We start from the raw sequence: 23,015 nt of genomic DNA, 5'->3' as shown, positions 1-23,015 counted from the left end.
AGCCGATCGTCATGTCCGGGGACGGTTCGAGATGCGCCGGGGCCTGGCGGCGAACCCGGCGAGGACCAGCGAGGCGAGTCCCATACCACCGATGAACGTCTCGAGCTGGTGGCCGAATGCCATCGACGGCGTGACCGTGTCCGTCAGCGGCACCTCGGAGACCATCGACCCGGGACGGAAAGCCGGGATGCTGTCGATCGTCGAGCCGTCTGGGCCGATGATCTGACTGGTCCCCACGGTCGAGATGTTCACGACCGATCGTGCCGACTCGATCGCCCGGAGTCGAGCGATGGCCAGCTGCTGTTGATTCTCGTCCGTCTGCCCGAAGTCCGCGTTGTTGGTCTGGGCGAACACGATCCGCGCGCCGCCCGCCACCGCGTCGCGGGTGAGCTGGTCGTCGGCGATGTCGAAGCAGATGCTGATCCCCGCGAGCACGCCGTCGATGTCGAAGACGTTGTCCTTCGTACCCGGGGTGTACTCGCGCTGGATGAGGCCGATGAGGTCGGGTGCGAACGGCTCCCAGAACTTCCGGTCCGGGACGTATTCACCGAACGGGACCGGGTGCTTCTTGTCGTAGACGTCGCGGACGCCGTCCGAGGCGTCCCAGAGGAGTGACGAGTTGTAGTAGCGGTCGCCGCGTTGGGAGATCGCACCGACGACGAACGGTGCGTCCATGCGACGGCTCAACGCGTCGAGGGCCGCAGCCGACTGGGGAACCCGCTGCGGGTCGAGGTCTGCGCTGCCCTCGGGCCAGACCACGACGTCGACGTCCGCGTCGAGCACCTGCAGCGTCTCGTCGATCTGCGTCTGCATGACGGTGCCGGGTGCTGCGGCATCGAAGTAGCCGGCGGGGCCGTTGCCCTGGATGGCAGCCACCCGCATGCTCCCGGTCGTCGCCGTCGGCCATGCCGGCACGACGAGCACCGCGATGACCGCGAGGACCGCGGTCCCGACCCTGCTGACCGTCGGGAGCTCGGCGGTCGCCGCGAGCTGCAGGGCGAGTGCCACGAGCAGCACCATGAGGAACGACAGCCCCGAGAACCCGATCCAGGCGACGAGCGGTGCGAACGGGCTCTCGGACTGGCTGAGCGCCATCCTCGCCCACGGGAATCCGCCGTAGGGCCAGGTGCTCACGAGCGTCTCGCGGGCGGTCCACAGGGCGGCGACGACCGCGGCGGTCAACCAGACGCGTCCCCCGATTCCGGGGAAGGCGCGCGGCACCCAGCGGTACGACAGGGTGATGAGCACGGCTCCGAGCGCGAAGAAGATGGCCTCGAGCGTCGACAGTGCCGCCCACGGGACGGGACCCAGGTAGGCGGTCGCCCACTCGATGTGGATCAGGTAGAACGACTCCCCCGCCAGGAAGCCGACGAGGAGCGCACCGCCGATGCTGCGCCCCATGAGGGTGAGGAGGACGAGGGCGATGCCGACGAACGTCAGGGGCCAGACCCCGCGGTCCGGGAAGCCGGCGTCGAGGACCGGGCCGGCGGCGATGGCCACGACGGCCGCGAGCCAGAGCGGGAGCGGCGGACGACGGTCGACCAGCGCGTCGATCGGTCGGAGCCGGTCGCTCCGACGATGCAGGGACCTCACAGCGAGCTGTACGCGACGATGCCGCGTCGGATCGAGTCCAGCGCCTCACGCGAATGACGACCCACCGGTCCGTCGACGACGCGGAGCTGATCGAGCAGGTCGATGGTCTGCTTGCACCACCGTACGAAGTCGCCGGCGGCGAGTTCCGCCTCGATGAGCACGGTGTCGAGGTTCGCACCCTTGGCCCACTGGTGCATCGCGAGGGAGAGGCCGGTCGAGATCGGGTTGCTCCCCGGGAGGCGGTGCTCCCGTTCGCTGTCGTCGAGCCGGCTCCAGAGGTCCTGCGTCCGTTCGAGCGCGGAGCGGAACGGGCCGCGGGGCAGGAAACGCTCCGGGGTGTTCTGCTCCTCACGCCGTGGTTCGTACACGATCGCGGCGGCCATCGCCGCGAGGGATGCGGCATCGAGGTCGTTCCAGGCACCGGTTCGCAGGCATTCCGCCACGAGGAGGTCCCGTTCTCCGTAGATGCGCTTCAAGGTGCGTCCGGGAGCCGCGACGACGACCGCGCCGTGCTCGTCGCGTGCCAGGTACTCGTACTCGAGCAGGACGTCGACGACCCGGTCGAACACGCGCGCGACCGCGCCCGTCCGCGTCTGGATCTGCTGCCGCAGCTGGTCGGTCTGCTTCTTGAGCTTGAACCATCGTTCCGCCCAGCGAGCGTGGTCCTCGCGGTGCGGGCAGACGTGGCAGGCATGAGCCCGCATCCGCTTGCGGAGTTCGGCGAGCTTGCGTTGGCGACGGTCCTTCGACGCGCGCGAGCCGTTCGGTTCGCCCTTGCGTTCGAGGTCCGTGAGCTCACGGCGAATGCCCGCGTACTCGACGAAGTTCCCGAGGTGGCAGGCCATGGACTTCTCGTAGCCGGCGAGCGACGACTCCTGCTCGCGCACCTTCCGGGCGATCCCGACGACGGCTCGGTCCGCCTGGAACTGTGCGAAGGACGACTCGAGGATCTGACGGGTGCGTTGACGGCCGAACTGGTCGATCAGGTTGACCGCCATGTTGTAGGTCGGGCGGAAGCTGGAGTTGAGCGGGTAGGTGCGTCGGGAGGCCAGCGAGGCGACGGATTGCGGGTGCAGCCCCTCGGTCCACTGGATCACGGCGTGGCCCTCGACGTCGATGCCGCGGCGTCCGGCACGCCCGGTGATCTGGGTGTACTCCCCCGGGGTGATCGGGACGCGTGCCTCACCGTTGAACTTCTCGAGCTTCTCGAGGACGACCGTCCTGGCCGGCATGTTGATGCCGAGCGCGAGGGTCTCGGTCGCGAAGACGACCTTCACGAGCTTCCGCCGGAAGAGCTCCTCGACGACCTCCTTGAACGCCGGGAGGAGACCGGCGTGGTGGGCGGCGACGCCCCGCTCCAGACCGTCGAGCCACTCCCAGTAGCCGAGGACGGCGAGGTCCTCGTCGAGCAGGGTCCGGCAGTGCTCGTCGACGATCTGGCGGATCTCGTCGCGTTCGTGCGCCTCGGTCAGCCTGATGCCGGAACGGAGGACCTGCTTGACGGCCTGGTCGCACCCGACACGGCTGAAGACGAAGAAGATCGCAGGGAGCAGGTGGTGGTCGTCGAGCATCTGGACGAAATGCCCACGGTCGAGCTTCTCGGCCCGATGCGGGGCTCGGCGCTGGTTGTAGCGGCTGACGTCCTTGTATTGACGGCTGTTCGGCGCACGGCCACCGAACTGCGCCATGCGGACGAGCTCCGGGTTGACCTGATGGGTGTCGGCGAGGCTCGGCGCGGCGAACAGGTCGATGAGTTTGTTGCGCATCAGCACGTGCTGGGTGAGGGGCACCGGGCGCTCCTCGGACACGATCACGGCGGTGTCGCCGCGGACGGCCTGCAGCCAGTCACCGAACTCTTCGGCATTCGACACGGTCGCGCTCAGCGACACCATCCGGACGGCCTGCGGGAGGTGGATGATGACCTCCTCCCACACCGCTCCGCGGAACCGGTCCGCCAGGTAGTGCACCTCGTCCATGATCACGAAGGCGAGGTCGGTCAGCGCGTCGGAGTCCGCGTACAGCATGTTGCGGAGGACCTCGGTCGTCATGACGACGATGCGGGCGTTGCCGTTCACGTTCGTGTCGCCCGTGAGCAGGCCGACGTGCTCGGACCCGTACTCGGCGGTGAGCTCCTGGAACTTCTGGTTGCTGAGCGCCTTCATCGGCGTGGTGTAGAAGACCTTGCCGCGGTCGCCGTGCATGGCCAGCGCGATCGCGAACTCGGCGACGATGGTCTTGCCGGCACCCGTCGGTGCTGCGACGAGGACACTGCTGCCGTTCTCGATCCGCTCGCACGCCTCGAGTTGGAACGCGTCGAGGTCGAAACGCTGCCTCGCGCGGAACTCCTGGAGCCTCGGTGTCGCGTTCCGGACCGCTGCTGCCCGATACCGCTCGGCAGGGGAAGCGGTGTCGCTCATGCGAGCCCCGCGCTACCGAGTTCGGCGTCGATGCGTCGCTGCCGCTTGGCCGCACTGCGGTCGTGGAGGACGGCGACGCCGTAGGCCGCGAAGTACAACAGGACCATCGGGATCGCCAGGACGAACATCGACACGATGTCGGCGGCAGGCGTGGCGATGGCCGTGAAGAGCACGATGACGAGGATCGCGACCCGCCACGCCTTGATGATCGCCGCTGCGGAGAGCACGCCGACGAAGTTCAACAGGACGAGGAACACGGGCAGGACGAAGGCGACACCGACCGCGAGCACCAGCTTCAGGACGAAGTCGTAATAGGTGGTGGCGTCGAGGAAGTTGGCCGCCGCCGTCGGGGTGAAGCCGAGCATGAGCTCGACGATGTGCGGCAACACGAACCAGCCCGCGTAGCAGCCCGCGAGGAACAGCGGCACGGCGGTCGCGAAGAACCCGATCGCGTACTTCAGCTCCTTGCGCGTCAGGCCGGGCACGAGGAACGCCCAGATCTGGTAGAGCCACACCGGGCTGGACAGGACGACGCCGGCGGTGAGGGCGATCTTCATCCGCAGGTCGAACGCGCTCGTGACGTTGGTGAAGTTCAGGAACGCCTGCCCGCGATCGTCGGCGATGACGAGGATGGGGGCGCTCATCGCCTCGATGATCCACTCGGAGGCGATGAAACCCGCGACCATGCCGACGATGATGCCGATGGCGGAGTAGAACAGCCGCTTCCGCAACTCGACGAGGTGCTCGCCGAGCGACATCCGCCCTTCGCGGTTCTGTTTCTTGGGACGCTTCTCGGTCAGGGCCACGGCGACATCGTCCGTTCCTGAGCAGCGTGTTCGAGGCGCACTCGTCGGGGGCCAGGTGCTGGCGTCATCGGGCTCGGGTGGTCCTCAGGGTTACGGCTTGACCGGCGGGTCGGTCGGCTTCTGCGGGGCCGTCGCGGCCGGAGTCGGGTCGGCGGGCGTCGTACTCGCGGGCGGAACCGTGCCCGTCGCGTCGGGCGAGGCGGGCTCGTCGTCGCGCATGCTCTTGACCTCGCTCTTGAAGATCCGCATCGACTGGCCGACGCTGCGGGCGAGACCCGGGAGCTTCGGTGCTCCGAACAGCAGCAGGACGATGAGGAGGATGATGACGAGGTGCCACCCGGTGAATGCGTTGCCGAACATAGTCTTCGTTCCTGATCTTCGAGGTCGAGGTCCACTCACTCTACCCTGCATCTCCCGCTCTGCTGCCGGGAGTCTCGGGAGTCAGCTCGCGGATGTCGTGCGGTACTGCGCGAGACCGGCGGCCGCCCAATCGGCGACCGCGTCGCGCGCGTCCGCCGGGCCGAGCACGGTGATGAGCCCGGGGTGTGCGGCGACCAGTCGTTTGAGGCCGTGATGGTGCGCGAGGCGTAGGGTCGCGGTCACCTCGGCGTCGCTGTCCTCGCGGGCTGCGGAGCTGCCTGGCGCGCTGTCGACGGCGACCACGTAGTCGTCGATGAGCGGCAGGACCGAGCGTCGGACGAGCACGGTGACATTGCGGTCGGAGTCGCTCGGCTCGAACAACGCGGTCGGGACGACGACGTCCGCTTCGCGGAACACGACCTCGGCGTCGGTCTCCCGCAGCTCGGTCATCCGATCGAGACGGAAGCGACGCGTCGCCTCGCGCAGGTGGCACCACCCGTAGAGATACCAGTCCTGATCCTGGGACTCGAGACGCAGCGGGTCCACCAGTCTCGCCTCGGTCGCCCCACTCGCGTCGACGTAGTCGAACGCGACGCTGTGGCCGGCGGCCAGAGCCGACCGGATGATACCGACCGCGTGTGCTGAGTAGGACTCGGTGACCGCGAGCTGGCCCGGTGCGGACGACGCCCCGCGGGCGAGCTTCGCCATCACGCCGCCGATGACGTCGCTGTCGACGAACTCGGGAAGGCGCTGGAGCGACTGTAGGCCGGCAATGAGGGCGGAGGCCTCGCGGGCTGAGAAGCGAGGACTGTCGTCGAGGGCGACCCGGTGGGTGAGGACGATCTCGTCGTCCTCCTCGAAGCTGCCCCAGTCGATGTCGAAGAGGTCGCCGGCGAGGTACTGCCGGGTGTCGCCCGGCACGCCGGACACCGTCAAGAGCTCGACCGCTTCTCGGATCTGGCGCGGGGACAGACCGAAGTGCCGCGCGGCCTCGTCGACCGTGACCCGCTCGCGGTCGATGAGGTACGGCACGAGCGAGAGGAGGAAGATCAGCTTGTCCTGGGCGCGGGGCGCCGCCGGTCGCTTAGCCACGGGCGGTCTCCTCGGGGTGGGGTGCGTCGTCGGTCGCGCGGTGGCGGGCGACGACCAGCTCGAGTCTGGACGCCACGGCCTCGACGAGCGCCGGAGGGTCGAGGACGACGACCTCCGGGCCGAACCCGGCGAGCTCGTCGGCGAGGATGTGGTGGTCGAGGTACGGGATGGTGAGTTCCGTGCGCTCCGTGTCGCTGACGCCGTAGCGGTTGCCGAGGCGGGCCGCGGCGTCGGTCCCGGGCCGGACACGGACGAGGGCGCGTTGCGACGAAGACACGCGGCGCAGGCCGTCGATCGCGTCGGCGGCGTGGTCGCGGTCGTCGGCGGGGAACGACTCCCCCGTCGGCTTGACCGGACCGACGATCCGCGACAGGAGGAACGTCCGGGGCTCGTCCACCGTCCGGTCGGTCGCGTAGAGGTGCCAGCGACCCTCGTGCTGGACGAGCGCCAACGGTGCGACGGTGCGGACGCGTGGCCGCGCCTCGCCGGGCTTCAGGTAGGGGAAGGCGACCACGGACCGACGTTCGAGGGCCGCGTCGAGCGGTTCGAACGAGGCCTCCCGGGTGCGGAGTCTCGGCGCGTATCCGATGATCGGTTCGTCGGGCTCGATGCCGAGCGACCGCAACTTCGTCATCGCGCGCTGCGACTGGCCGGAGAGCGACCCCTCACGCCAAACGGTGGCTGCGAGCGACAGCAGTGACAGCTCCGCCGGAGTGAACCGGACGTCGGTGGGGAGCTCGTAGGCGCCCTTCGGGATCCGATAGCGCATCGACTGGTTGTTGCCGGGTTCACCCGGCTGCTCGATCGTCTCGAGCGGGACGCCGAGTTCGCGGATGTTGTCCTTGTCGCGCTCGAACTGTCGCTCGAGGCTGGCGTTGCCACCGCCACTCGAATACTGCTGGCGGTACCCCTGGACGGTCGACAGGATCTCGTTCTTCGTCAGGCCGGTCTGCGTGGCGAGGAGCGCGAGCACGAGGCTGAAGAGTCGCTCCTCCACCGGGACCGGCTTCGGGGACTCGCGGGCTGAGGACACCGGTCCAGTCTACCGACGGACGGCCCGTCCCCCACCCGCGACGCGGGCGTGGGACGGGCCGTATCCGAGGCGTGTCGGTTACTGCGCCGCGCGCTGCGTGCCGAGCACGTCGATGACGAACACGAGCGTGGCGCCGGCCGGGACGCTGCCCGAACCCTGCTCGCCGTAGCCGTCCTTCGGCGCCACCACGAGGATGATCTGCGAGCCGACCTGCTGGCCGACGACCGCGTCGTTGAAGGCCTTGATCATCTGACCGCCGTCGGCCTGGAAGACGAGGGGCTGGCCCTTCTCCCAGCTGCTGTCGAAGACGCTCTTCTGATCCCACAGCACGCCGGTGTAGTTGACGATGACCTGGTCGCCGGCCTTGACCGTGGCACCGTCGCCGACGCGGGACAGGGTGTGCTTCGTCTCGGTCGGTGCTGGGGCCGCCGGGATGGTGATGCCGGGCTGACCACTCGGAGCGGTCACGACGGAGGGGAACCCTGACGGGATCGGGCGCTCGGCACCGTCGGCCTTGGGCAGCGCCGCACCCTGGATGTCGGCGACGAGGATGATCGCGTCGTCCTTCTTGATGCCGTTCGCCTCGCTGCCACCGCTCGGGCCGAACGCATCCTCGGGTGAGATCGCCGCGACGACACGGGATCCGACCGTCGTGCAGGCGAACGCCTTCGCGAAGCCGGGGAGGCTTCCGGACAGGGCGATGAGGGTGCTCGCGGGCCCGTTGAAGTCCGTCTGCTGCAGGACGTCGCCCGTGCGTCCGTTGAGGAGCATCAGGTTGAGGTTGACGGTGCCGTCGGCCGAGACCTGCTGACCGTCGCCCTGGATCACGACCTGGCGCTCCGTCGTCTTCGTGTACAGCGGCTTCGGGAGCTCCACCTTCGGGGTGGCGCCGAAGTCACCCGACACGCTGATGAGCTTCGTCGCGTCGCCGGCGGACGCCGCGGTGTCGCACGAGGCCGAGCCCGGCGCGGTGCACCCGGTGAGGGAGACGAGCAGGAGGCCTGCTGCGGCGATGAGAGCTGGTGCAGTGCGCACGGATCCTCGTTTCGGTGGTACGGGTGGGACGGCAGGTCGCCGTCGCACAGTTTAGTCGACGTGAACCGGGGTCAACGATCGTCGCCGAGCGGCGGCTCAGCGGCGGACGGTTCGATCGACCCGTCGGGCCCCGCACTCTCGCCGTCGAGGCCCCGCGCCCGGGAGAGCTCGGCGCTCGCCCCGGCGCTCCTGGCACGCTTCCGCAGGATCTTCGCGCTCGCGGAGCGTTCCCCGAGGGCGCCCGGTGTCCACAGCTCGACGTCCTCGGCGCTGAAGTCGCTCTTCGAGGCGCGTCGCTTCAGCTCGGGCAGGACCGTGCCGGGTGCGAGCTTCCGCGCGGTGATGAGGAAGCCCGTGTGTCCGATCATCCGGTGGTCCGGTCGCACGGCGAGTCCCTCGACGTGCCACCCGCGCATCATCGTCTCGTTCGACTGCGGGTTCGTGAAGCCGCCCGTCCCGCGGATCGCCTCGGCGACCCGGGACAGCTGGGTAACGGTGGCGACGTAGCAGAGGATCACTCCACCGGGCTTCAGCGCCTCCCACGCGACGTCGAGGCACTCCCACGGTGCGAGCATGTCGAGCACCACGCGATCGACGGATTCGGCGGGCATCGTGTCGGGCAGGGTCTCCTGGAGGTCGCCGACCGTGACCGACCAGTTCTGCGGGTCGTAGCCGAAGAAGGTCGCGACGTTGCCGCGGGCGACGTCGGCGAACTCGTCCCGACGCTCGAAGGAGGCCAACCTGCCCGACGGTCCGATGGCCCGGAGGAGCCAGAGGGAGAGCGCGCCGGAACCGACACCGGCCTCGACGACCGTCGCGCCGGGGAAGATGTCCGCCTGGCCGATGATCTCGGCCGCGTCCTTCGGGTAGATGATGGCGGCACCGCGAGGCATCGACATCACGAAGTCGACCAACAGCGGCCGGAGCGCGAGGTGCTCGATGCCCTCGGTGTTGGCGACGACGCTGCCGTCCGGCAGGCCGATGATCGTGGTGTGCTCGATCATCCCGCGGTGCGTGTGGAAGACCTTGCCGGCCTCCAGCGTGATGGTGTTCTTCCGCCCCTTCGGTCCGGTCAGCTGGACGCGGTCGCCCTCGCGGAAGGGCCCGCTGTTCGCCGGCTGGTGGTTCGCGCTCATCGCTGTGCTGCCTCTGTCTCGGGGTGGTGGGTGGAGCCGCTCGCGGTCGAGCGCAGCTCGGCGAGGTCGGCGACGGAGCGCCCGGCGAGGGTGTCCCAGGTGGTGTGGTGCGGGCCCTCGGGGATCGGCACGATGTGCGGGACCGACACGGCGATGGTCCCAGCCGCGAGCGCGGACGCGAGACCGGTGGCGGAGTCCTCGATCGCGATGCACTCGCGCGGGTCGACACCGAGTGCCTCGGCGGCCCTCAGGTAGGGGTCCGGGTGGGGCTTGGGCTGTTCGACCTCGTCGCCGGCGACGATGAGGTCGAACGCGTCGAACGGGATGCCGCTCGCGATGTCCTCGGCCATGGACCGGATCGACATGGTGACGAGTGCGGTCGGCACGCCGGCCTCCCGGAGCTCGTGGAGCAGCTCCTGGGCCCCGGGACGGAACGGGACGCCGCGTTCCTGGATGAGGCGCCGCACGTGGTCCGTGAGGTGGGCGACGATCGTGTCCGCGTCCATCGCGACCCCGCGGCCTTGGAGCACTGCGGCCGAGTCCCAGAGGCCGTTCCCGACGAGCAGGAGGCCGTCCTCATGGGTCCAGGTGCCACCGTGGGCCGCGACCAGCTCGGTCTCGGCCTCCATCCAGTAGGGCTCGGTGTCGACGACGGTGCCGTCCATGTCCCAGAGGACTGCGGCAGGGAGGAGAGTGGTCACGGGGTGCCATGCTACCGGGTGGTGAAGCGCCTATCCTGGATGGATGGTCGCGGAAGGTCCCCGTGCACCGAGGAGTGAGACGTGACGGAAGACACCAAGGAGCCGCTGGGCGGTCGCCTGCTCGTCGTGGCGTTCGAGGGTTGGAACGATGCCGGCGAGGCGGCGAGCGGCGCGGTGCGCGTGCTTCGCGACTCGCTCGCCCTCCGCCCGCTGCTCGAGATCGACCCGGAGCCCTACTACGACTACCAGTTCAACCGGCCGACGGTCGGCGTCGACGAGGACGGCAAACGGTCCCTGACCTGGCCCGGTACCACGATCTCGGGGCCCGACCCCGAAGCGGCGAAGCCCGCGACCCCTCTGGCGGAGGACGCTGCGCTCCGGGTCAGCGAGGGCGGCGGCGACAACGTCTACGTGTTGCTCGGCGCTGAGCCCTCCCGCGGCTGGAAGGCGTTCGTCGACGAGATCCTCGCTGTGATCACCGAGCAGCGCATCACCGGCATGGTGATGCTCGGTGCGATGCTCGCCGACGTCCCGCACACGCGACCCATCTCGGTCTTCGCGTCGAGCGAGAACGCGGAGCTGCGGCAGGCCCTGCAGCTCGAGCGCAGCACGTACGAAGGGCCGGTCGGCATCCTCAGCGTGCTGGCCGACGCCGCCGAGCGGCAGGGCGTCCAGAGTCTGTCGGTCTGGGCCTCGGTCCCCCACTACGTGCACAGCGCGCCCTCCCCGAAAGCCGTCCTGGCGCTGATCGACAAGCTCGAGGAGCTCATCGACGTCGTCATCCCCCGCGGAGCCCTCGTCGAGGAGTCCGGCGAGTGGCAGAGCGGGATCGACACGCTCGCCGCCGAAGACGAGGACATGGCCGCCTACATCCAGCAGCTGGAGCAGGCTCGCGACACCGTCGAGTCGCCCGAGGCGAGCGGCGAGGCCATCGCCAAGGAGTTCGAGCGGTACCTCCGTCGGGACGAGGGCAAGGGCGACGAGCCCTGGCGGAAGGACCGCGAGTAGCCCGGTCCCTTCGCAGTCGCGCGACTCCGGTGAGCCGCCGTCCTGCTCAGCGAACGCCGAGGAGCGCGTCGACGGCCGACCGCGCGAGGTCGGCGTCGTCGACGCCGGTCGTCGCTGCGGCGTCGACGAGTGCGATGGCACCCGGGGTGTCGAGGTCGTCCGCCAGTCGGACCCGCATCGCCTGCAGTAGCTCGACGGCGGACGCTCCACTCGCGGCGTCCGTCGCGAAGGCCGAACGCCAGGTCCTGAGCCGACGATCGGCCAGGACGAGGTGCTCGTCATGCCATTCCCAGTCGCTGCGGTAGTGGTTCGCGAGGATCGCGAGTCGGATGGCCGAGGGGTCTGCTCCGTCGGCGGCCAAGCGTGAGACGAGGACGAGGTTGCCGAGGGACTTCGACATCTTCGTGCCCTCGTAGGCGACCATGCCGGCGTGGCTGAACACCTTGGCGAGCGGGCGACCGGACAGCGCTGCGGCATGCCCGGCACTCAGGTCGTGGTGCGGGAAGACGAGGTCGGAGCCGCCACCCTGGACCGTGAAGTCGGATCCGAGGTGCTGGAGGGCGATGACCGAGCACTCGATGTGCCAGCCGGGACGCCCTTGGCCGACGGGTGACTCCCAGCTCGGCTCACCGTCGCGCGCCGCCCGCCAGAGCAGTGGATCGAAGGCGTCGCGTTTCCCGGCTCGGTCGGGGTCTCCCCCGCGCTCGGCGAAGAACGCGGCCATCGTCGCCTCGTCGAGCCCGCTCTCCGAGCCGAGGTGCCAGACGTCGTCGGCCGCGGCGCGCACGTCGAAGTAGACGTCGTCTCCGGCGGCACTGTCCGGGGTGGCGACCGTGTAGGCGACACCGCGCTCGATGAGTAGCGCGACGGCGTCGGCGATCGGTCCGATGACCTCGGTGACCGCGACGTAGTCCTCGGGGGGCAGGATGCTGAGGCGTTCCATGTCGCTCCGGAAGAGTTCGACCTGGCTCGCTGCGAGTTCGACCCAGTCGACGCCGGTCGCGGTGGCCCGCTCGAGCAGCGGGTCGTCCACGTCGGTGACGTTCTGGGCGTAGTGCACCTCGTAGCCGGCGTCCAGCCAGACGCGCTGCAGGGTGTCGTAGGCGAGGTAGCTCGACGCATGGCCGAGGTGGGTCGCGTCGTACGGCGTGATGCCGCAGACGTACAACCGCGCCGTGCGTTCGGCGGAGGCCTCGATGAGCCCGGCGCTCGGGGTGTCCCAGAGACACGGGGCCGTGCCGGAGCCGGGCAGCTGCGGGACGACCGGGGCGGACCAGGCCCTCACGCGTTGATCACGCCCGTGCCGAGCAGCACCAGCAGGACGACGCCGAGCACGATGCGGTAGACGACGAAGGGCAGGAAGCTGCGCTTCGAGATGTAGCTCATGAAGAAGGCGATGACCGCGAGGCCGACGACGAACGCGATGACCGTGGCCACGAGCGTCTCGACCGGTCCGTACGGGCTCGGCTCACCGATGCTCTTGAAGACCTGGTAGAAGCCGCTGCCGAACACCGCGGGGATCGCGAGCAGGAAGGCGTACCGCGCCGCAGCACGGCGCTCGTAGCCCATGAACAGCCCCGCCGTGATCGTGCCACCGGAGCGGGAGACACCGGGGATGAGGGCGAGGGCCTGGGCGCCTCCGAAGATCGCACCGTCGCGGTAGGTCAGGCTCTTCAGGCGTCGCTTCTTCGCTCCGACGGCGTCGGCGACACCGAGCAGGATGCCGAACACGATGAGCATGATCGCGACGATCCACAGTGAGCGGAAGGTCGTCTCGATCTCGTCTTGGAACAACAGGCCGAGCACGACGATGGGGAGGCTGCCGATGATGATCAGCCACCCCATGCGGGCGTCGGCGTCATCCCTCGGGATCTTGCCGACGAGGGCCTTGCACCAGGAGGAGATGATGCGGACGATGTCGCGCCAGAAGAACACCACGACGGCGGCCTCGGTACCGATCTGGGTGATCGCGGTGAACGCCGCGCCAGGGTCCTTCGCCCCCGGGAGGAACTCGCCGAGGATGCGCAGGTGTGCGCTCGACGAGATCGGCAGGAACTCGGTGAGTCCCTGGACGAGTCCGAGGATGATGGCGTTGATGAGGTCCACAGGGCACCTTTCTGCAGCCGGATGGCTGGTGTTCGGCCGGATCCGGCAGTCGTCGGCGGGGCGGCTCCTGGAGCGTCTCGCGGCTCGGAGGGCGCGGAGACGGACCGTGGGAAGTCAGTAGTCGAGGAGGAGGTCCGTGAGGACCTGCTTGCCAAACCCTAGCGCGTCGAGCGGCACGCGCTCGTCGACTCCGTGGAACATCGCGGGGAAGTCCAGGTGTTCCGGCAGGCGCAGCGGAGCGAAGCCGTACCCGGTGATGCCGAGGAGCGAGAGCGCCTTGTTGTCGGTACCGCCGGAGAGCATGTACGGGAGCACCGGGGCGCCGGGGTCATGGCGCCCGAGGGTCTCGACGACCGCGTCGACGAGCGGACCCGAGAACGGTGTCTCAAGACCGATGTCGCGGTGCATGACGACGATCTCGATGTCCTCACCGACGATCTCCGCGACGCGCGCGAGCACGGCGTCCTCCTCGCCGGGCAGGGTGCGGATGTCGACGAGCGCCTCGGCGCGATCGGGGATCACGTTGTGCTTGTATCCGGCCTGTAGCAGGGTCGGGTTGCTCGTCGTGCGGAGCGAGGCCTGGATGAAGCCGGAGGCGGTACCCGTCGCGAGGGCGAGCTCGTCCGGGCCGAGCCGTTCGGGCGTGGTCCCGAGGATGGTGGCGATCTCCCGGAGCAGCTGCTCGGTGGTGTCGGTGAGTCGGACGGGCCACTCGGTGCGTCCGATGGCCGCGACCGCTTCCGCGAGGCGGGTGACGGCGTTGTCCTGCACGTAGCGGGATCCGTGGGCCGCTCGTCCGGTCGCGACCAGTTTGATCCAGACGAGGGCCTTCTCCGAGGTCTGGAGGAGGTAGGAGCGGCGTCCGCCGAACGTGATCGAGTACCCGCCGACCTCGCTGATCGCCTCGGTCGCGCCGGCGAAGAGCTCCGGCCGTTCCGTCACGAGGTGGTGCGAGCCGAACACGCCGCCGTTCTCCTCGTCCGAGAACATCGCGATCACGAGGTCGCGTTCCGGCCGACGGCCGCTGCCGAGGATCTCGCGGAGCGACGCGAGGATCATCGCGTCCATGTTCTTCATGTCGACGGCCCCGCGTCCCCACAGCAGGCCGTCCTTGATCTCGCCCCCGAAGGGGTCCACCGACCAGTTCGCAGGATCGGCGGGCACCACGTCGAGGTGCCCGTGCACGACGAGCGCCGGCTTCTCGGGGTTCGCACCGGCGACCCGTGCGACCACGCTGGTCCGGCCCGGAGCGGCGTCGATCAGCTCCGGCTCCAGTCCGAGGTCGCGGAGGTACGCCTCGACGTACTCGGCCGCCTCCGTCTCGCCGTTGGAGCGGCCCTCGCCGTAATTCGTCGTGTCCATGCGGATGAGGTCCCGCGCGATCCGCGTGGTCTCGTCGAGCGTGAGGTCGGATGCGTCTGAGCCGGAGGTCATGGTTCCACGCTACCCGTCGGCCCTGACCGCTGCACCTCTCCCCCGTTCTGCTCGGTCGGCGCACGGCCGGAGGGCGTCGGGAACTTCGTCTGGCGGTACGAGGTGGTGAACGGCTGTCGAAATCCGTGCTAGAGTTTCTTCTCGTGCCCAGCGAAAGCCGGACACGATCACAACACGCGCGGGTGGCGGAAATGGCAGACGCGCTAGCTTGAGGTGCTAGTGCCCTTACGGGCGTGGGGGTTCAAGTCCCCCTTCGCGCACACCGTGTTGAGACGGCGAACGGCCGGAGCGAAAGCTCCGGCCGTTCTTGTTTTCCCGCCGGACTCCACGAGACGCGGACACCCGAGATCGTCTTCGGCCAGAGCGAGAACCGGCGCACCTCCCCCGGTCCCTGAGCCTGCACCGCCGCTCCCTGAGCCTGCACCGCCGGTCCCTGAGCCTGCCGAAGGGCAGCTCCGGCGGGCCGACCGCGAAGCAGGAGCACGCGTGCGGAGAAGCGCTGTCCTCAGTGCCCGTGACCCAGGCGACGCCGGAGCAGGTCGATGCGTGACTGCAGCTGCGTCACGCTCGCCTGTGCCACGGCGGGCCCGCCGCAGACGCGTCGCAGTTCCGCGTGCACGAGTCCGTGCGGCTCCTTCGTGTGCTTGGCGTACAGGCCCACCAGGGTGTTGAGCACCTGGCGCTGCTCCTTGAGGGTGCGGTAGAGCGGAGCGGGGATGTCCGCCTGCGGACTCGGCGATGCGGCGTTCTTGTCGACGAACGCCCCGCGCTTGGCCTGGCGGCTCTGGCGCTGCACGAGCAGTTCGTGCACCTGTTCAGGCTCGAGGAGCCCGGGGAACCCGATGAAGTCGAACTCCTCCTCGGTGCCCGGCTGGGCGAGCTCGCCGAACTCGTCGCCGTCGAACACCACCCGGTCGAAGTGCGCGTCCGAGGAGACGGCCTGCCAGGTGAACTCCTCGAGGAGTGAGTCGGAAGCCTTGTCCTCGCGCTCCGCGGCCGCCATCATGGCGTCCTCCGGGTTGAAGAGGTCGCCCTCCGCGTCCGGGTCGCTCGGGCGGTCGAGTGCGTGGTCGCGTTCGAGCTCGAGTTTCTCAGCGAGGGCCATCAGGTTCGGCACGTTCGGGAGGAAGATGCTCGCGATCTCGCCGCGTCGACGTGCCCGGACGAATCGCCCGATCGCCTGCGCGAAGAACAGCGGCGTGGCGGACGACGTCGCGTAGACGCCGACGGCGAGTCGTGGGACGTCCACGCCTTCCGACACCATGCGGACCGCGACCATCCAGCGCTTGGTGTTCCCCGAGAAGTCGGCGATCCGATCGCTGGCCTCCTTCTCATCGGAGAGGACGACCGTGGGCTGCTCCCCCGTCAGCTCGTGCAAGATGGCCGCGTAGGCTCGCGCGGTCGTCTGATCGGTGGCGATCACGAGTCCGCCGGCGTCCGGGACCGCTTGACGGACCTCGGACAGCCGGAGGTCGGCGGACTTCAGGACCGCCGGGATCCAGTCACCCTGCGGGTCGAGGGCGGTGCGCCAGGCCGCGGAGGTGATGTCCTTCGTGTTTCCCTCGCCGAGGCGGGCCTCCATCTCGTCGCCGGCCTTGGTCCGCCAGCGCATGTGACCGGCGTAGACCATGAAGAGCACCGGACGGACGACCCCGTCCTGGAGCGCGCGACCGTACCCGTAGTTGTAGTCGGTGACGGAGGTCCGGATGCCCTGGTGGTCCGGCTGGTAGACCACGAACGGGATCGGTGCCGTGTCGGACCGGAACGGGGTCCCGGTGAGGGACAGGCGACGGGTCGCCCGCGAGAAGGCCTCGTGGATGCCGTCGCCCCAGCTCAGGGCGTCGCCGCCGTGGTGGACCTCGTCGAGGATGACGAGGGTGCGACCCGAGTCGGTCGTGCGCTGATGCACGGGCGGGTTCGCCGCGACCTGGGCGTAGGTGACCGCGACACCGTGGTAGTGGCGGCCGAAGACCTGGTCGCGGTTCGCGAAGTTCGGGTCGAGGCGGATGCCGACCCGGCTCGCGGCCTCGGCCCACTGGCGCTTCAGATGATCGGTCGGGGCGACGACCGTGATGCGGTCGATCGTGCCGCGATGGAGGAGTTCGGAGGCGAGCCGTAGCGCGAACGTCGTCTTGCCTGCGCCCGGTGTCGCCGCCGCGAGGAAGTCACGGGGTTCGGTCGTGAAGTACTGCTCGAGCGCCTCGGCCTGCCAGGCTCGAAGCTTGCTCGCCGTGCCCCACGCTGCGCGTTCCGGGAAGGCCGGTGAGAGGTGTTCGGCTGCGGACCCGCCCAGGTGCTGGGTCGAAGAGATTTCCGCGTTCACTGGAGACCACTGTACCCGGCCGCACCGACACCGCCGACCATCGTGTGCGGCCTCGACACCCATCCCGATGTCCGACTCGCGACTGATCCGCCAGCCGAGGGGCGGGCGTACGCTGGAGGTTCCGGATGCACAGCAGGAGGAACCACCCATGACCGAACAGCACCATCCCTGGTCGCGGTACGTCGCCATCGGCGACTCGTTCACCGAGGGGATCGGTGATCCCGAGCCGGGCGCGCCGGGCGGGCACCGTGGGTGGGCCGATCGGGTCGCCGAGGTGCTGGCCGCGCAGAACTCGGACTTCGCCTACGCCAACCTCGCCGTGCGCGGCAAGCTCGCGCAGCAGATCCTCGACGACCAGGTGGAGCCCGCCCTGGAGCTGCACCCGGACCTCATCACGATCTCGGCGGGCGGCAACGACGTGATCCGGCCCGGCACCGACCCCGACGACATCGCCAGACGACTCGAGCAGGCGATCATCCGCCTCCGGAGCGACGGAGCGACGGTCGTGCTGTTCACCGGCGTGGACGTCGGCTTCTCTCCCGTCTTCCGCAGCATCCGCGGCAAGGTCGCGATCTACAACGAGAACCTGCGGGCCATCGCCGCCCGACACGACTGCATCATCGCCGACCAGTGGGCACTCCAGGCCATCCAGGATCCGCGGATGTGGGCGCCGGACCGCCTGCACCTGAACGCGCTCGGCCACCATGAGGTCGCCCGCCTCGTCCTGCACGCGCTGAACGTGGAGAACGACCTCAAGCCGCTGCAGCCGGAGCCGCTCCCCGTCAGGCGTTGGCGTCAGGCCCGGACCGAGGACTTCGCCTGGGCGCGTGAGTACCTCGTGCCGTGGGTGCTCCGTCGGGTGCGGCACCAGTCGTCCGGCGACCACATCACCGCCAAGCGACCGCTCGCCGGCCCGTTCCTCACGGTCGCAGCGCAGGACCAGGAACTCGACGTCTGACCGTCCGGCCGATCACCCGGGCTCCGGCGTCTGCTGCGGTCACGGGTTGGTCAGGCGCCACCAGGGCGTGACCGGGGCGACGTCCGCGTCGAGGGCCAGCGGGACGTCGATCGTCGCCGCACCACCCTCCGCGCCCGCTCCCACGGTGTAGCTGAGCTTCCCGACCGTCGAACCGGCGGCACCGGCGTCGATGGCTCTGGCGCGGCTCTCGACCGTGATCGGGGTGTCCTGCCAGACGAGCACGGAGGCGTCGGACGCCACGACGACCTTCGCGGCCTGATCCCATGCGGTCGAGTACGAGCCGACCGATTGCCCGGCGGTGGCGAGCTGGACCTGGTGGAATCCGGCCGGCACGCTCTGCAACAGGGAGACCACGGCCTCGTTGAGCACGGTGTGGTCGTCGGCACCGAGGATGACGCCGACGACGGTCACCGTCCGCCCCTGCACCTGGAGGTCGGCGGAGAACAGCAGGCAGGCGCCGGAGGCGTCGTCGGTCCCCGTCTTCATGCCGGTCACCCCGTACTGGCCGAGGAGGGCGTTCGTGTTCTCGACCTCGCCGATGGCGGGCAGCACCGCGGTGGGCTCCTTGACGATCGACGAGAGCACCGGGTCGGCGAGCACGAGCTTGCCGATGGTCACGAGGTCGCTCGGGGTGCTGACGTTCGTCTCGCCCAGCCCGCTCGTGTTCGTGACGGTCGTGCCCGTCAGCCCACGTGCATCGAGCCAGGCGCGCGCCGCGTCGAGGTACGCGTCGACCGAACCGAAGGCCCAGACGGCGAGGGAGATGCTGTAGTTGTTCGCCGACGGGAGGAGCAGTGCTTCGAGCATCTGCCGCTGGGTGAACACCGACCCGGCGACGACGGGTGCCGCTGAACCGTTCTCCGCGATGGTGTCGTAGTAGAACCCGACGTCGGCGTCGGTCAGCGTGATGGACGGGCCCTGATCCCCCGCCGCGAGCGGCTTGGCCTCCAGCACGACGAGGGAGGTGATCGTCTTCGTGATGCTCGCGATGGGGAACGGCGTCTGCTCGCCACTCGAACTCAGGACGCCGTCGAACCCGACGGCACCGATGGCGCCCCGACCGAACCCTGGCCAGGCGACCGGTGTGGTCTGCTGGACGAGCGAGGTGGTGAGGGCGTCGCTGGATTCGAGCATCGCAGCCGCGGCCGGCACCGGACGGAGCAGCGCGCCAGCGCTGTAGCCGAACAGCCCGATGAGGAGGGCGAGGACGCCGAAGACGGCGAGACGGCGGCGGCGGTAGATCTGTCGTCTCGTGAGTGGCACCCGGTCATGCTACCCGGCGCTCCTGCGCGTACCCTGTCGCGACGTGCCGCCGACCGGGCGTCCTCGAGCAGCGTGGGACCGTGGTCAGCGGACCCGGAGCTCCCAGAGGGCGACGGCACTGGCCGACGCGACGTTCAGCGAGTCGACGCCGTGGAGCATCGGGATGGTCACGATCGTGTCGGCGGCGGCGAGGGCCGAGGCGCTCAGACCGTCGCCCTCGGCGCCGAGCACGATGGCGAGCCGTTCCGGCGCGGTCCGAGCATAGGTGTCGAGGTCCACGGCGTCGTCGGCCAAGGCGAGGGCGGCCGTCTCGAAGCCGGCATCCCGCAGGACGCCGGAAGCGACGTCCCATTCCGGCAGGCGGGTCCACGGTACCTGCAGGACCGTGCCCATGCTGACGCGGACGCTTCGACGGTACAGCGGGTCGGCGCAGCGCGGGGTGATCAGGACCGCGTCGGCACCGAGGCCGGCGACGGAGCGGAAGATGGCACCGACATTGGTGTGGTCGACGATGTCCTCGAGGATGACCACCCGGCGGGCGTCGGCGAGGAGTTCGGCGGGGTCGGCGAGCGGTGGGCGGTGCATCGCCGCAAGCGCCCCCCGGTGCAGGTGGAAGCCCGTCAGCTGCTCGAGGAGTGCGGGCTCGCCGACGAAGACCGGGACGTCGTGGTCCTCGAGGAGAGGCGAGACGTCCTCGAGCCACTTCTCCTGCAGCAGGACGGATCGTGGTCGGTGGCCGGCGCGCAGCGCACGTTCCATGACCTTCGTCGACTCGGCGATGTACAGGCCACCCGCGGGTTCGGACACCCGGCGTAAGGCGACGTCCGTCAGTCGCGCGTAGTCGTCGAGTCGTCCGTCGTCGAGATCGGTGATCCGGATGACCTGCATGGGAGACGTCCTCTCGACGCGATGTTCGACCTCCACCTTGCCAGAGTGGGAACACGATCGAAAACGAGGCCGTTTAGACTCAGGGGAAGCGATGGCCTGGAGCACTCCGATCATCGCGGACGGATGGACGGAGCAGGCATGAGCACGCTGATCGCAGCAGGGGATCCCGCTGACGAGACGGCCGAGGCCGGGCTCGAACGGGCGATCGAGCTGCTCACGGACCGCCGTGTCGCCTTCCTCACCGGGGCCGGCGTGAGCACGGACTCCGGCATCCCCGACTACCGGGGCCAGGGCGCTCCGGTGCGGACCCCCATGACGGTCGACCAGTTCCTGTCCAATGACGACGCCGCGCGCAAACGCTACTGGGCCGGCAGCCACCTCGGGTGGAAGCGGTTCGACGGAGCTCGCCCGAACGCCGGCCACCGGGCGATCGCGCTCCTCGAGGAGGCCGGCATCGCCGACGGCGTCATCACGCAGAACGTCGACGGCCTCCACGTCAGGGCCGGCTCGCGCCGAGTGGTCGACCTGCACGGGTCGATGGACCGCGTCAGCTGTCTCTCCTGCGGTCAGAGCTACGCCAGGTCGAGCATCGCGGAGCGCATGACGGCCCTGAACCCCTGGCTCGACACCGAGACGGACGTGACGATCAACCCGGACGGTGACGCCGAGGTCGGGCGCGTGGACGAGATCGTCGTCCCCGTGTGCACGGTCTGCGGCGGCATGTTGAAGCCGGACGTGGTCTTCTTCGGCGAATTCATCCCGACGGAGAAGTACGCCGAGGCGGCAGCACTCGTGCGCGGCGCCGACGCACTCGTGATCGCCGGGTCGTCGCTCGTGGTCAACTCGGGGATCCGGCTCCTCGAACTCGCCCGCCGGAAGCGGTTGCCGATCGTCGTCATCAACCGCGGCGTCACGAAGGCGGACGGCCGCGCGGACGTGAAGCTCGACGCGGGTGCCAGTGAGACGCTCACCGGGATCGCCGCCCGCCTGGTCCCGTCCGCATTCACGAGCGTCGTCTCGCAGGAGGCGACCGACGCCTGACGCCTCAGGCGTCGGTGCGGTCGTCCGCGAGGAACGCGGTGAGGCGCTGCGCCGCGTCGTGCGGCTCCTCGTAGTGGATGAGGTGTCCGACGCCCGGGATGACGTGCAGCTGCGCGTCGGCGAACCGCTTCGCGAGCGCGTACTGCGCGGCCACGGGCGTGATGTCGTCACGCTCGGCGGCGATGAGCAGCGTGCGGCTGGGGATGCGGTCGGCGTACTCGCTGACGTCGTGGCTGACCGAGGCGGTGAACGACTCGAGGACGACCTCCCGGTCGGCGAAGGCGCTGAAGTACTGGTCGTGCTGGGCGTGGATCCACCGACGGAGCGTCGGGTCCTTGGTCTTCGACATCGCGACGCTCATGATGCGCACGACGCCCTTGTTCCGGAGGAAGGCGAATCCCAGGCGTTTCGGGAGCTTCGCGGACGACCAGTAGTAGAAGACCGCGAGCCTCGTCAGGACACCTCGAGGGCCCTGGAGCGCCGGGGCGGCGATCGGGTTCACGAGGACGAGGTCGTCCGGTCGGAGTCCCCCGGCGACGGCGGCGCTCGACACGATCGAGCCGAACGAGTGCCCGAGCAGGACGACACGGCCGGTCAGGTGCAGCTCCTCGATGAACCGTCCCAGCCAGGCGGCGTACCCCTCGACGGAGTGGGTGGCCTCGGGGAACGGGGCCGAGCTGCCGAAGCCGGGGAGGTCCGGAGCGATGATCCGGAACCCGGAGAGCTGCGCGACGACCGGTTCGAGGCCGTGGTGGTCGCCCCGGAACCCGTGCACCATGACGATCGTCGTCGACGCCTCGTGGTCGCCGTAGTCCCAGAACCGGGTCTCGGCTCCGTCCACGATGAGCGAGCGCTCCCGGACGGGGATGCGGTCGAGCTGGTCGGCGTACGGTGATTCGACGGGCATCCACTCAGTCTAGGCAGTCCGGCTCCGCGTTCACCCGATGACGCGGACCGTGCCGCCCCGGCGTGGCACAGGACCCTGTCGGAGGTGCGTCATAGGGTGAAGGCGTGAACACGGTCGACGCGAATCCCCACTGGACGGACCGCCTGGCGGTCTTCGATCTCGAGACGACGGGCATCGAGGTGGAGACGAGTCGCATCGTGACCGCCTTCGTCGGTGTCATCACCGCGGACGGTTCGGTCGAACGCTCGTGGTCGTGGATGGCCGACCCCGGGGTCGAGATCCCCGCTCGCGCCGCCGAGATCCACGGCGTCACGACGGAGCGGGCCCGGGCGGAGGGGCGTCCGGCACCGGCCGTCGTCGGCGAGATCGTCGCCGTCCTCACCGAGCTGTTCGCCGCACGGACCCCGGTGGTCGCCTACAACGCGCCCTACGACTTCTCCCTCCTGCACTTCGAGGCGGAGCGACACGGGGTGACCTCGATCACCGACCCGTCCCCCGTCGTCGACCCGCTGATCCTCGACCGGCGGCTCGACACCTTCCGGCGCGGCAAGCGGACGCTCGAGGTCGTCGCCGCCCTACACGGCGTCCCGCTCGAGGGTGCGCACGACGCGGGGGTGGACGCCGTCGCCGCCGGACGCGTCGCTCAGGCCATCGGTCGGCTTCATGCCGACGCCCTGCCGACGAGCGTCGACGAGTTGCACGAGGCCCAGCGGACCTGGTCGCTCGAGCAGGCGGAGAGCTTCCAGTCCTACATGCGCCGCGTGCGCGATCCCGAGTTCACCGCCGACGGTGCCTGGCCCATCCGCACCGGACGCCCTGCCGCCCGACCCGAGGCACCGATCATCGTCCCAGCGGACCAGCTGCCCATCGGCATCTGAGCCGTACGGCTCGCC

Annotated in this window: 20 protein-coding genes and 1 tRNA gene; 5 read left to right on the top strand and 16 right to left on the bottom strand. The window is 69.6% G+C overall.

Annotated elements, in window-relative coordinates:
- Window positions 1–9 precede the first annotated feature (9 nt).
- The 9 genes from lnt to ACLIME_RS05745 form a co-directional block, all read right to left on the bottom strand.
- A complete protein-coding gene (lnt, locus tag ACLIME_RS05785; RefSeq protein WP_411558404.1) occupies window positions 10–1,593 on the bottom strand; it encodes an apolipoprotein N-acyltransferase in 1,584 nt (527 codons plus the stop codon).
- Window positions 1,590–4,010 carry a DEAD/DEAH box helicase gene (locus ACLIME_RS05780; RefSeq protein ID WP_079705988.1) on the bottom strand — a complete coding sequence of 807 codons (2,421 nt, stop codon included), beginning with the start codon at window positions 4,008–4,010 and terminating at the stop codon, window positions 1,590–1,592. Before ACLIME_RS05780 ends, lnt begins: the two co-directional genes overlap by 4 nt.
- Window positions 4,007–4,768 carry a twin-arginine translocase subunit TatC gene (tatC, locus tag ACLIME_RS05775; protein WP_071260381.1) on the bottom strand — a complete coding sequence of 254 codons (762 nt, stop codon included), beginning with the start codon at window positions 4,766–4,768 and terminating at the stop codon, window positions 4,007–4,009. The genes ACLIME_RS05780 and tatC overlap by 4 nt, the downstream gene beginning before the upstream one ends.
- A 138-nt stretch (window positions 4,769–4,906) precedes the next feature.
- Window positions 4,907–5,176: a Sec-independent protein translocase subunit TatA gene (gene tatA / locus ACLIME_RS05770; protein ID WP_079705987.1), complete on the bottom strand. Its 270-nt coding sequence runs from the start codon at window positions 5,174–5,176 to the stop codon at window positions 4,907–4,909.
- Between the two features lie 81 nt (window positions 5,177–5,257).
- Window positions 5,258–6,268, bottom strand: a complete 1,011-nt coding sequence (locus tag ACLIME_RS05765; RefSeq protein ID WP_192004881.1) for a WYL domain-containing protein — start codon at window positions 6,266–6,268, stop codon at window positions 5,258–5,260.
- Window positions 6,261–7,301, bottom strand: a complete 1,041-nt coding sequence (locus ACLIME_RS05760) for a helix-turn-helix transcriptional regulator (RefSeq protein ID WP_079705985.1) — start codon at window positions 7,299–7,301, stop codon at window positions 6,261–6,263. The genes ACLIME_RS05765 and ACLIME_RS05760 overlap by 8 nt, the downstream gene beginning before the upstream one ends.
- A gap of 78 nt (window positions 7,302–7,379) precedes the next feature.
- Complete coding sequence (locus ACLIME_RS05755) at window positions 7,380–8,336, bottom strand: FKBP-type peptidyl-prolyl cis-trans isomerase (protein WP_124769380.1); 957 nt, start codon at window positions 8,334–8,336, stop codon at window positions 7,380–7,382.
- A gap of 71 nt (window positions 8,337–8,407) precedes the next feature.
- Window positions 8,408–9,472, bottom strand: a complete 1,065-nt coding sequence (locus tag ACLIME_RS05750) for a tRNA (adenine-N1)-methyltransferase (RefSeq protein WP_192004882.1) — start codon at window positions 9,470–9,472, stop codon at window positions 8,408–8,410.
- Entirely contained in the window at window positions 9,469–10,137 is a 669-nt protein-coding gene (locus ACLIME_RS05745) for an HAD family hydrolase (protein WP_159880293.1), read from the bottom strand. The genes ACLIME_RS05750 and ACLIME_RS05745 overlap by 4 nt, the downstream gene beginning before the upstream one ends.
- 117 nt (window positions 10,138–10,254) lie before the next feature.
- On the opposite strand from ACLIME_RS05745, the gene ACLIME_RS05740 reads away from it, so the two are divergent.
- Window positions 10,255–11,181, top strand: coding sequence for a PAC2 family protein (locus tag ACLIME_RS05740; protein WP_064296958.1), 927 nt, complete (start codon window positions 10,255–10,257; stop codon window positions 11,179–11,181).
- Window positions 11,182–11,227: 46 nt separating this feature from the next.
- Here ACLIME_RS05740 and mshC read toward each other — a convergent pair whose 3' ends face one another.
- From mshC to ACLIME_RS05725, 3 genes are all read right to left on the bottom strand, one after another.
- On the bottom strand, window positions 11,228–12,466 hold the full coding sequence (gene mshC / locus ACLIME_RS05735) for a cysteine--1-D-myo-inosityl 2-amino-2-deoxy-alpha-D-glucopyranoside ligase (protein ID WP_411558403.1): 1,239 nt from the start codon (window positions 12,464–12,466) through the stop codon (window positions 11,228–11,230).
- A complete protein-coding gene (locus ACLIME_RS05730; RefSeq protein WP_071260226.1) occupies window positions 12,463–13,287 on the bottom strand; it encodes an undecaprenyl-diphosphate phosphatase in 825 nt (274 codons plus the stop codon). Before ACLIME_RS05730 ends, mshC begins: the two co-directional genes overlap by 4 nt.
- Before the next feature lie 114 nt (window positions 13,288–13,401).
- Window positions 13,402–14,721 (bottom strand): M20/M25/M40 family metallo-hydrolase, encoded by a 1,320-nt coding sequence (locus tag ACLIME_RS05725; protein ID WP_085510930.1) that lies wholly within the window; start codon window positions 14,719–14,721, stop codon window positions 13,402–13,404.
- Window positions 14,722–14,897: 176 nt separating this feature from the next.
- On the opposite strand from ACLIME_RS05725, the gene ACLIME_RS05720 reads away from it, so the two are divergent.
- Window positions 14,898–14,981: transfer RNA gene (locus ACLIME_RS05720), tRNA-Leu, on the top strand.
- A 245-nt stretch (window positions 14,982–15,226) separates the two neighbouring features.
- Here ACLIME_RS05720 and ACLIME_RS05715 read toward each other — a convergent pair.
- A complete protein-coding gene (locus ACLIME_RS05715; RefSeq protein WP_229938898.1) occupies window positions 15,227–17,044 on the bottom strand; it encodes a DEAD/DEAH box helicase in 1,818 nt (605 codons plus the stop codon).
- Between the two features lie 148 nt (window positions 17,045–17,192).
- Here ACLIME_RS05715 and ACLIME_RS05710 point away from each other — a divergent pair, with 148 nt between their 5' ends.
- Window positions 17,193–18,002 (top strand): SGNH/GDSL hydrolase family protein, encoded by an 810-nt coding sequence (locus ACLIME_RS05710; RefSeq protein WP_079705978.1) that lies wholly within the window; start codon window positions 17,193–17,195, stop codon window positions 18,000–18,002.
- A gap of 39 nt (window positions 18,003–18,041) precedes the next feature.
- Here the strand turns inward: ACLIME_RS05710 and ACLIME_RS05705 are convergent, their stop codons facing one another.
- A complete protein-coding gene (locus ACLIME_RS05705; RefSeq protein WP_124769375.1) occupies window positions 18,042–19,286 on the bottom strand; it encodes a D-alanyl-D-alanine carboxypeptidase family protein in 1,245 nt (414 codons plus the stop codon).
- Window positions 19,287–19,370: 84 nt separating this feature from the next.
- Window positions 19,371–20,174: a TrmH family RNA methyltransferase gene (locus ACLIME_RS05700; RefSeq protein WP_138947103.1), complete on the bottom strand. Its 804-nt coding sequence runs from the start codon at window positions 20,172–20,174 to the stop codon at window positions 19,371–19,373.
- A gap of 138 nt (window positions 20,175–20,312) precedes the next feature.
- Between ACLIME_RS05700 and ACLIME_RS05695 the strand changes: the two genes are divergently transcribed.
- On the top strand, window positions 20,313–21,215 hold the full coding sequence (locus tag ACLIME_RS05695; RefSeq protein ID WP_124769373.1) for a Sir2 family NAD-dependent protein deacetylase: 903 nt from the start codon (window positions 20,313–20,315) through the stop codon (window positions 21,213–21,215).
- Between the two features lie 4 nt (window positions 21,216–21,219).
- Here ACLIME_RS05695 and ACLIME_RS05690 read toward each other — a convergent pair whose 3' ends face one another.
- Entirely contained in the window at window positions 21,220–22,122 is a 903-nt protein-coding gene (locus ACLIME_RS05690; RefSeq protein ID WP_079705975.1) for an alpha/beta fold hydrolase, read from the bottom strand.
- A gap of 104 nt (window positions 22,123–22,226) precedes the next feature.
- Here ACLIME_RS05690 and ACLIME_RS05685 point away from each other — a divergent pair, with 104 nt between their 5' ends.
- Window positions 22,227–23,000, top strand: coding sequence for a 3'-5' exonuclease (locus ACLIME_RS05685; RefSeq protein WP_411558402.1), 774 nt, complete (start codon window positions 22,227–22,229; stop codon window positions 22,998–23,000).
- The last annotated feature ends 15 nt before the right edge of the window (window positions 23,001–23,015 follow it).

The sequence above is a fragment of the Plantibacter sp. MPB07 genome (assembly GCF_046619465.1).
GTDB lineage: Bacteria > Actinomycetota > Actinomycetes > Actinomycetales > Microbacteriaceae > Plantibacter > Plantibacter auratus.
Note: the sequence above shows the minus strand (reverse complement) of the source record. Positions and strands in the feature narration are given on the sequence as shown.

What these genes read in the sequence shown, in the direction of transcription:
- ACLIME_RS05780 (WP_079705988.1), bottom strand. Translation starts at nt 4,010, where the DNA reads ATGAGCGACACCGCTTCCCCTGCCGAGCGGTATCGGGCAGCAGCGGTC.
- tatC (WP_071260381.1), bottom strand. Translation starts at nt 4,768, where the DNA reads ATGTCGCTCGGCGAGCACCTCGTCGAGTTGCGGAAGCGGCTGTTCTAC.
- tatA (WP_079705987.1), bottom strand. Translation starts at nt 5,176, where the DNA reads ATGTTCGGCAACGCATTCACCGGGTGGCACCTCGTCATCATCCTCCTC.
- ACLIME_RS05750 (WP_192004882.1), bottom strand. Translation starts at nt 9,472, where the DNA reads ATGAGCGCGAACCACCAGCCGGCGAACAGCGGGCCCTTCCGCGAGGGC.
- ACLIME_RS05745 (WP_159880293.1), bottom strand. Translation starts at nt 10,137, where the DNA reads ATGGACGGCACCGTCGTCGACACCGAGCCCTACTGGATGGAGGCCGAG.
- ACLIME_RS05725 (WP_085510930.1), bottom strand. Translation starts at nt 14,721, where the DNA reads ATGACCTCCGGCTCAGACGCATCCGACCTCACGCTCGACGAGACCACG.
- ACLIME_RS05710 (WP_079705978.1), top strand. Translation starts at nt 17,193, where the DNA reads ATGACCGAACAGCACCATCCCTGGTCGCGGTACGTCGCCATCGGCGAC.
- ACLIME_RS05700 (WP_138947103.1), bottom strand. Translation starts at nt 20,174, where the DNA reads ATGCAGGTCATCCGGATCACCGATCTCGACGACGGACGACTCGACGAC.
- ACLIME_RS05695 (WP_124769373.1), top strand. Translation starts at nt 20,313, where the DNA reads ATGAGCACGCTGATCGCAGCAGGGGATCCCGCTGACGAGACGGCCGAG.
- ACLIME_RS05690 (WP_079705975.1), bottom strand. Translation starts at nt 22,122, where the DNA reads ATGCCCGTCGAATCACCGTACGCCGACCAGCTCGACCGCATCCCCGTC.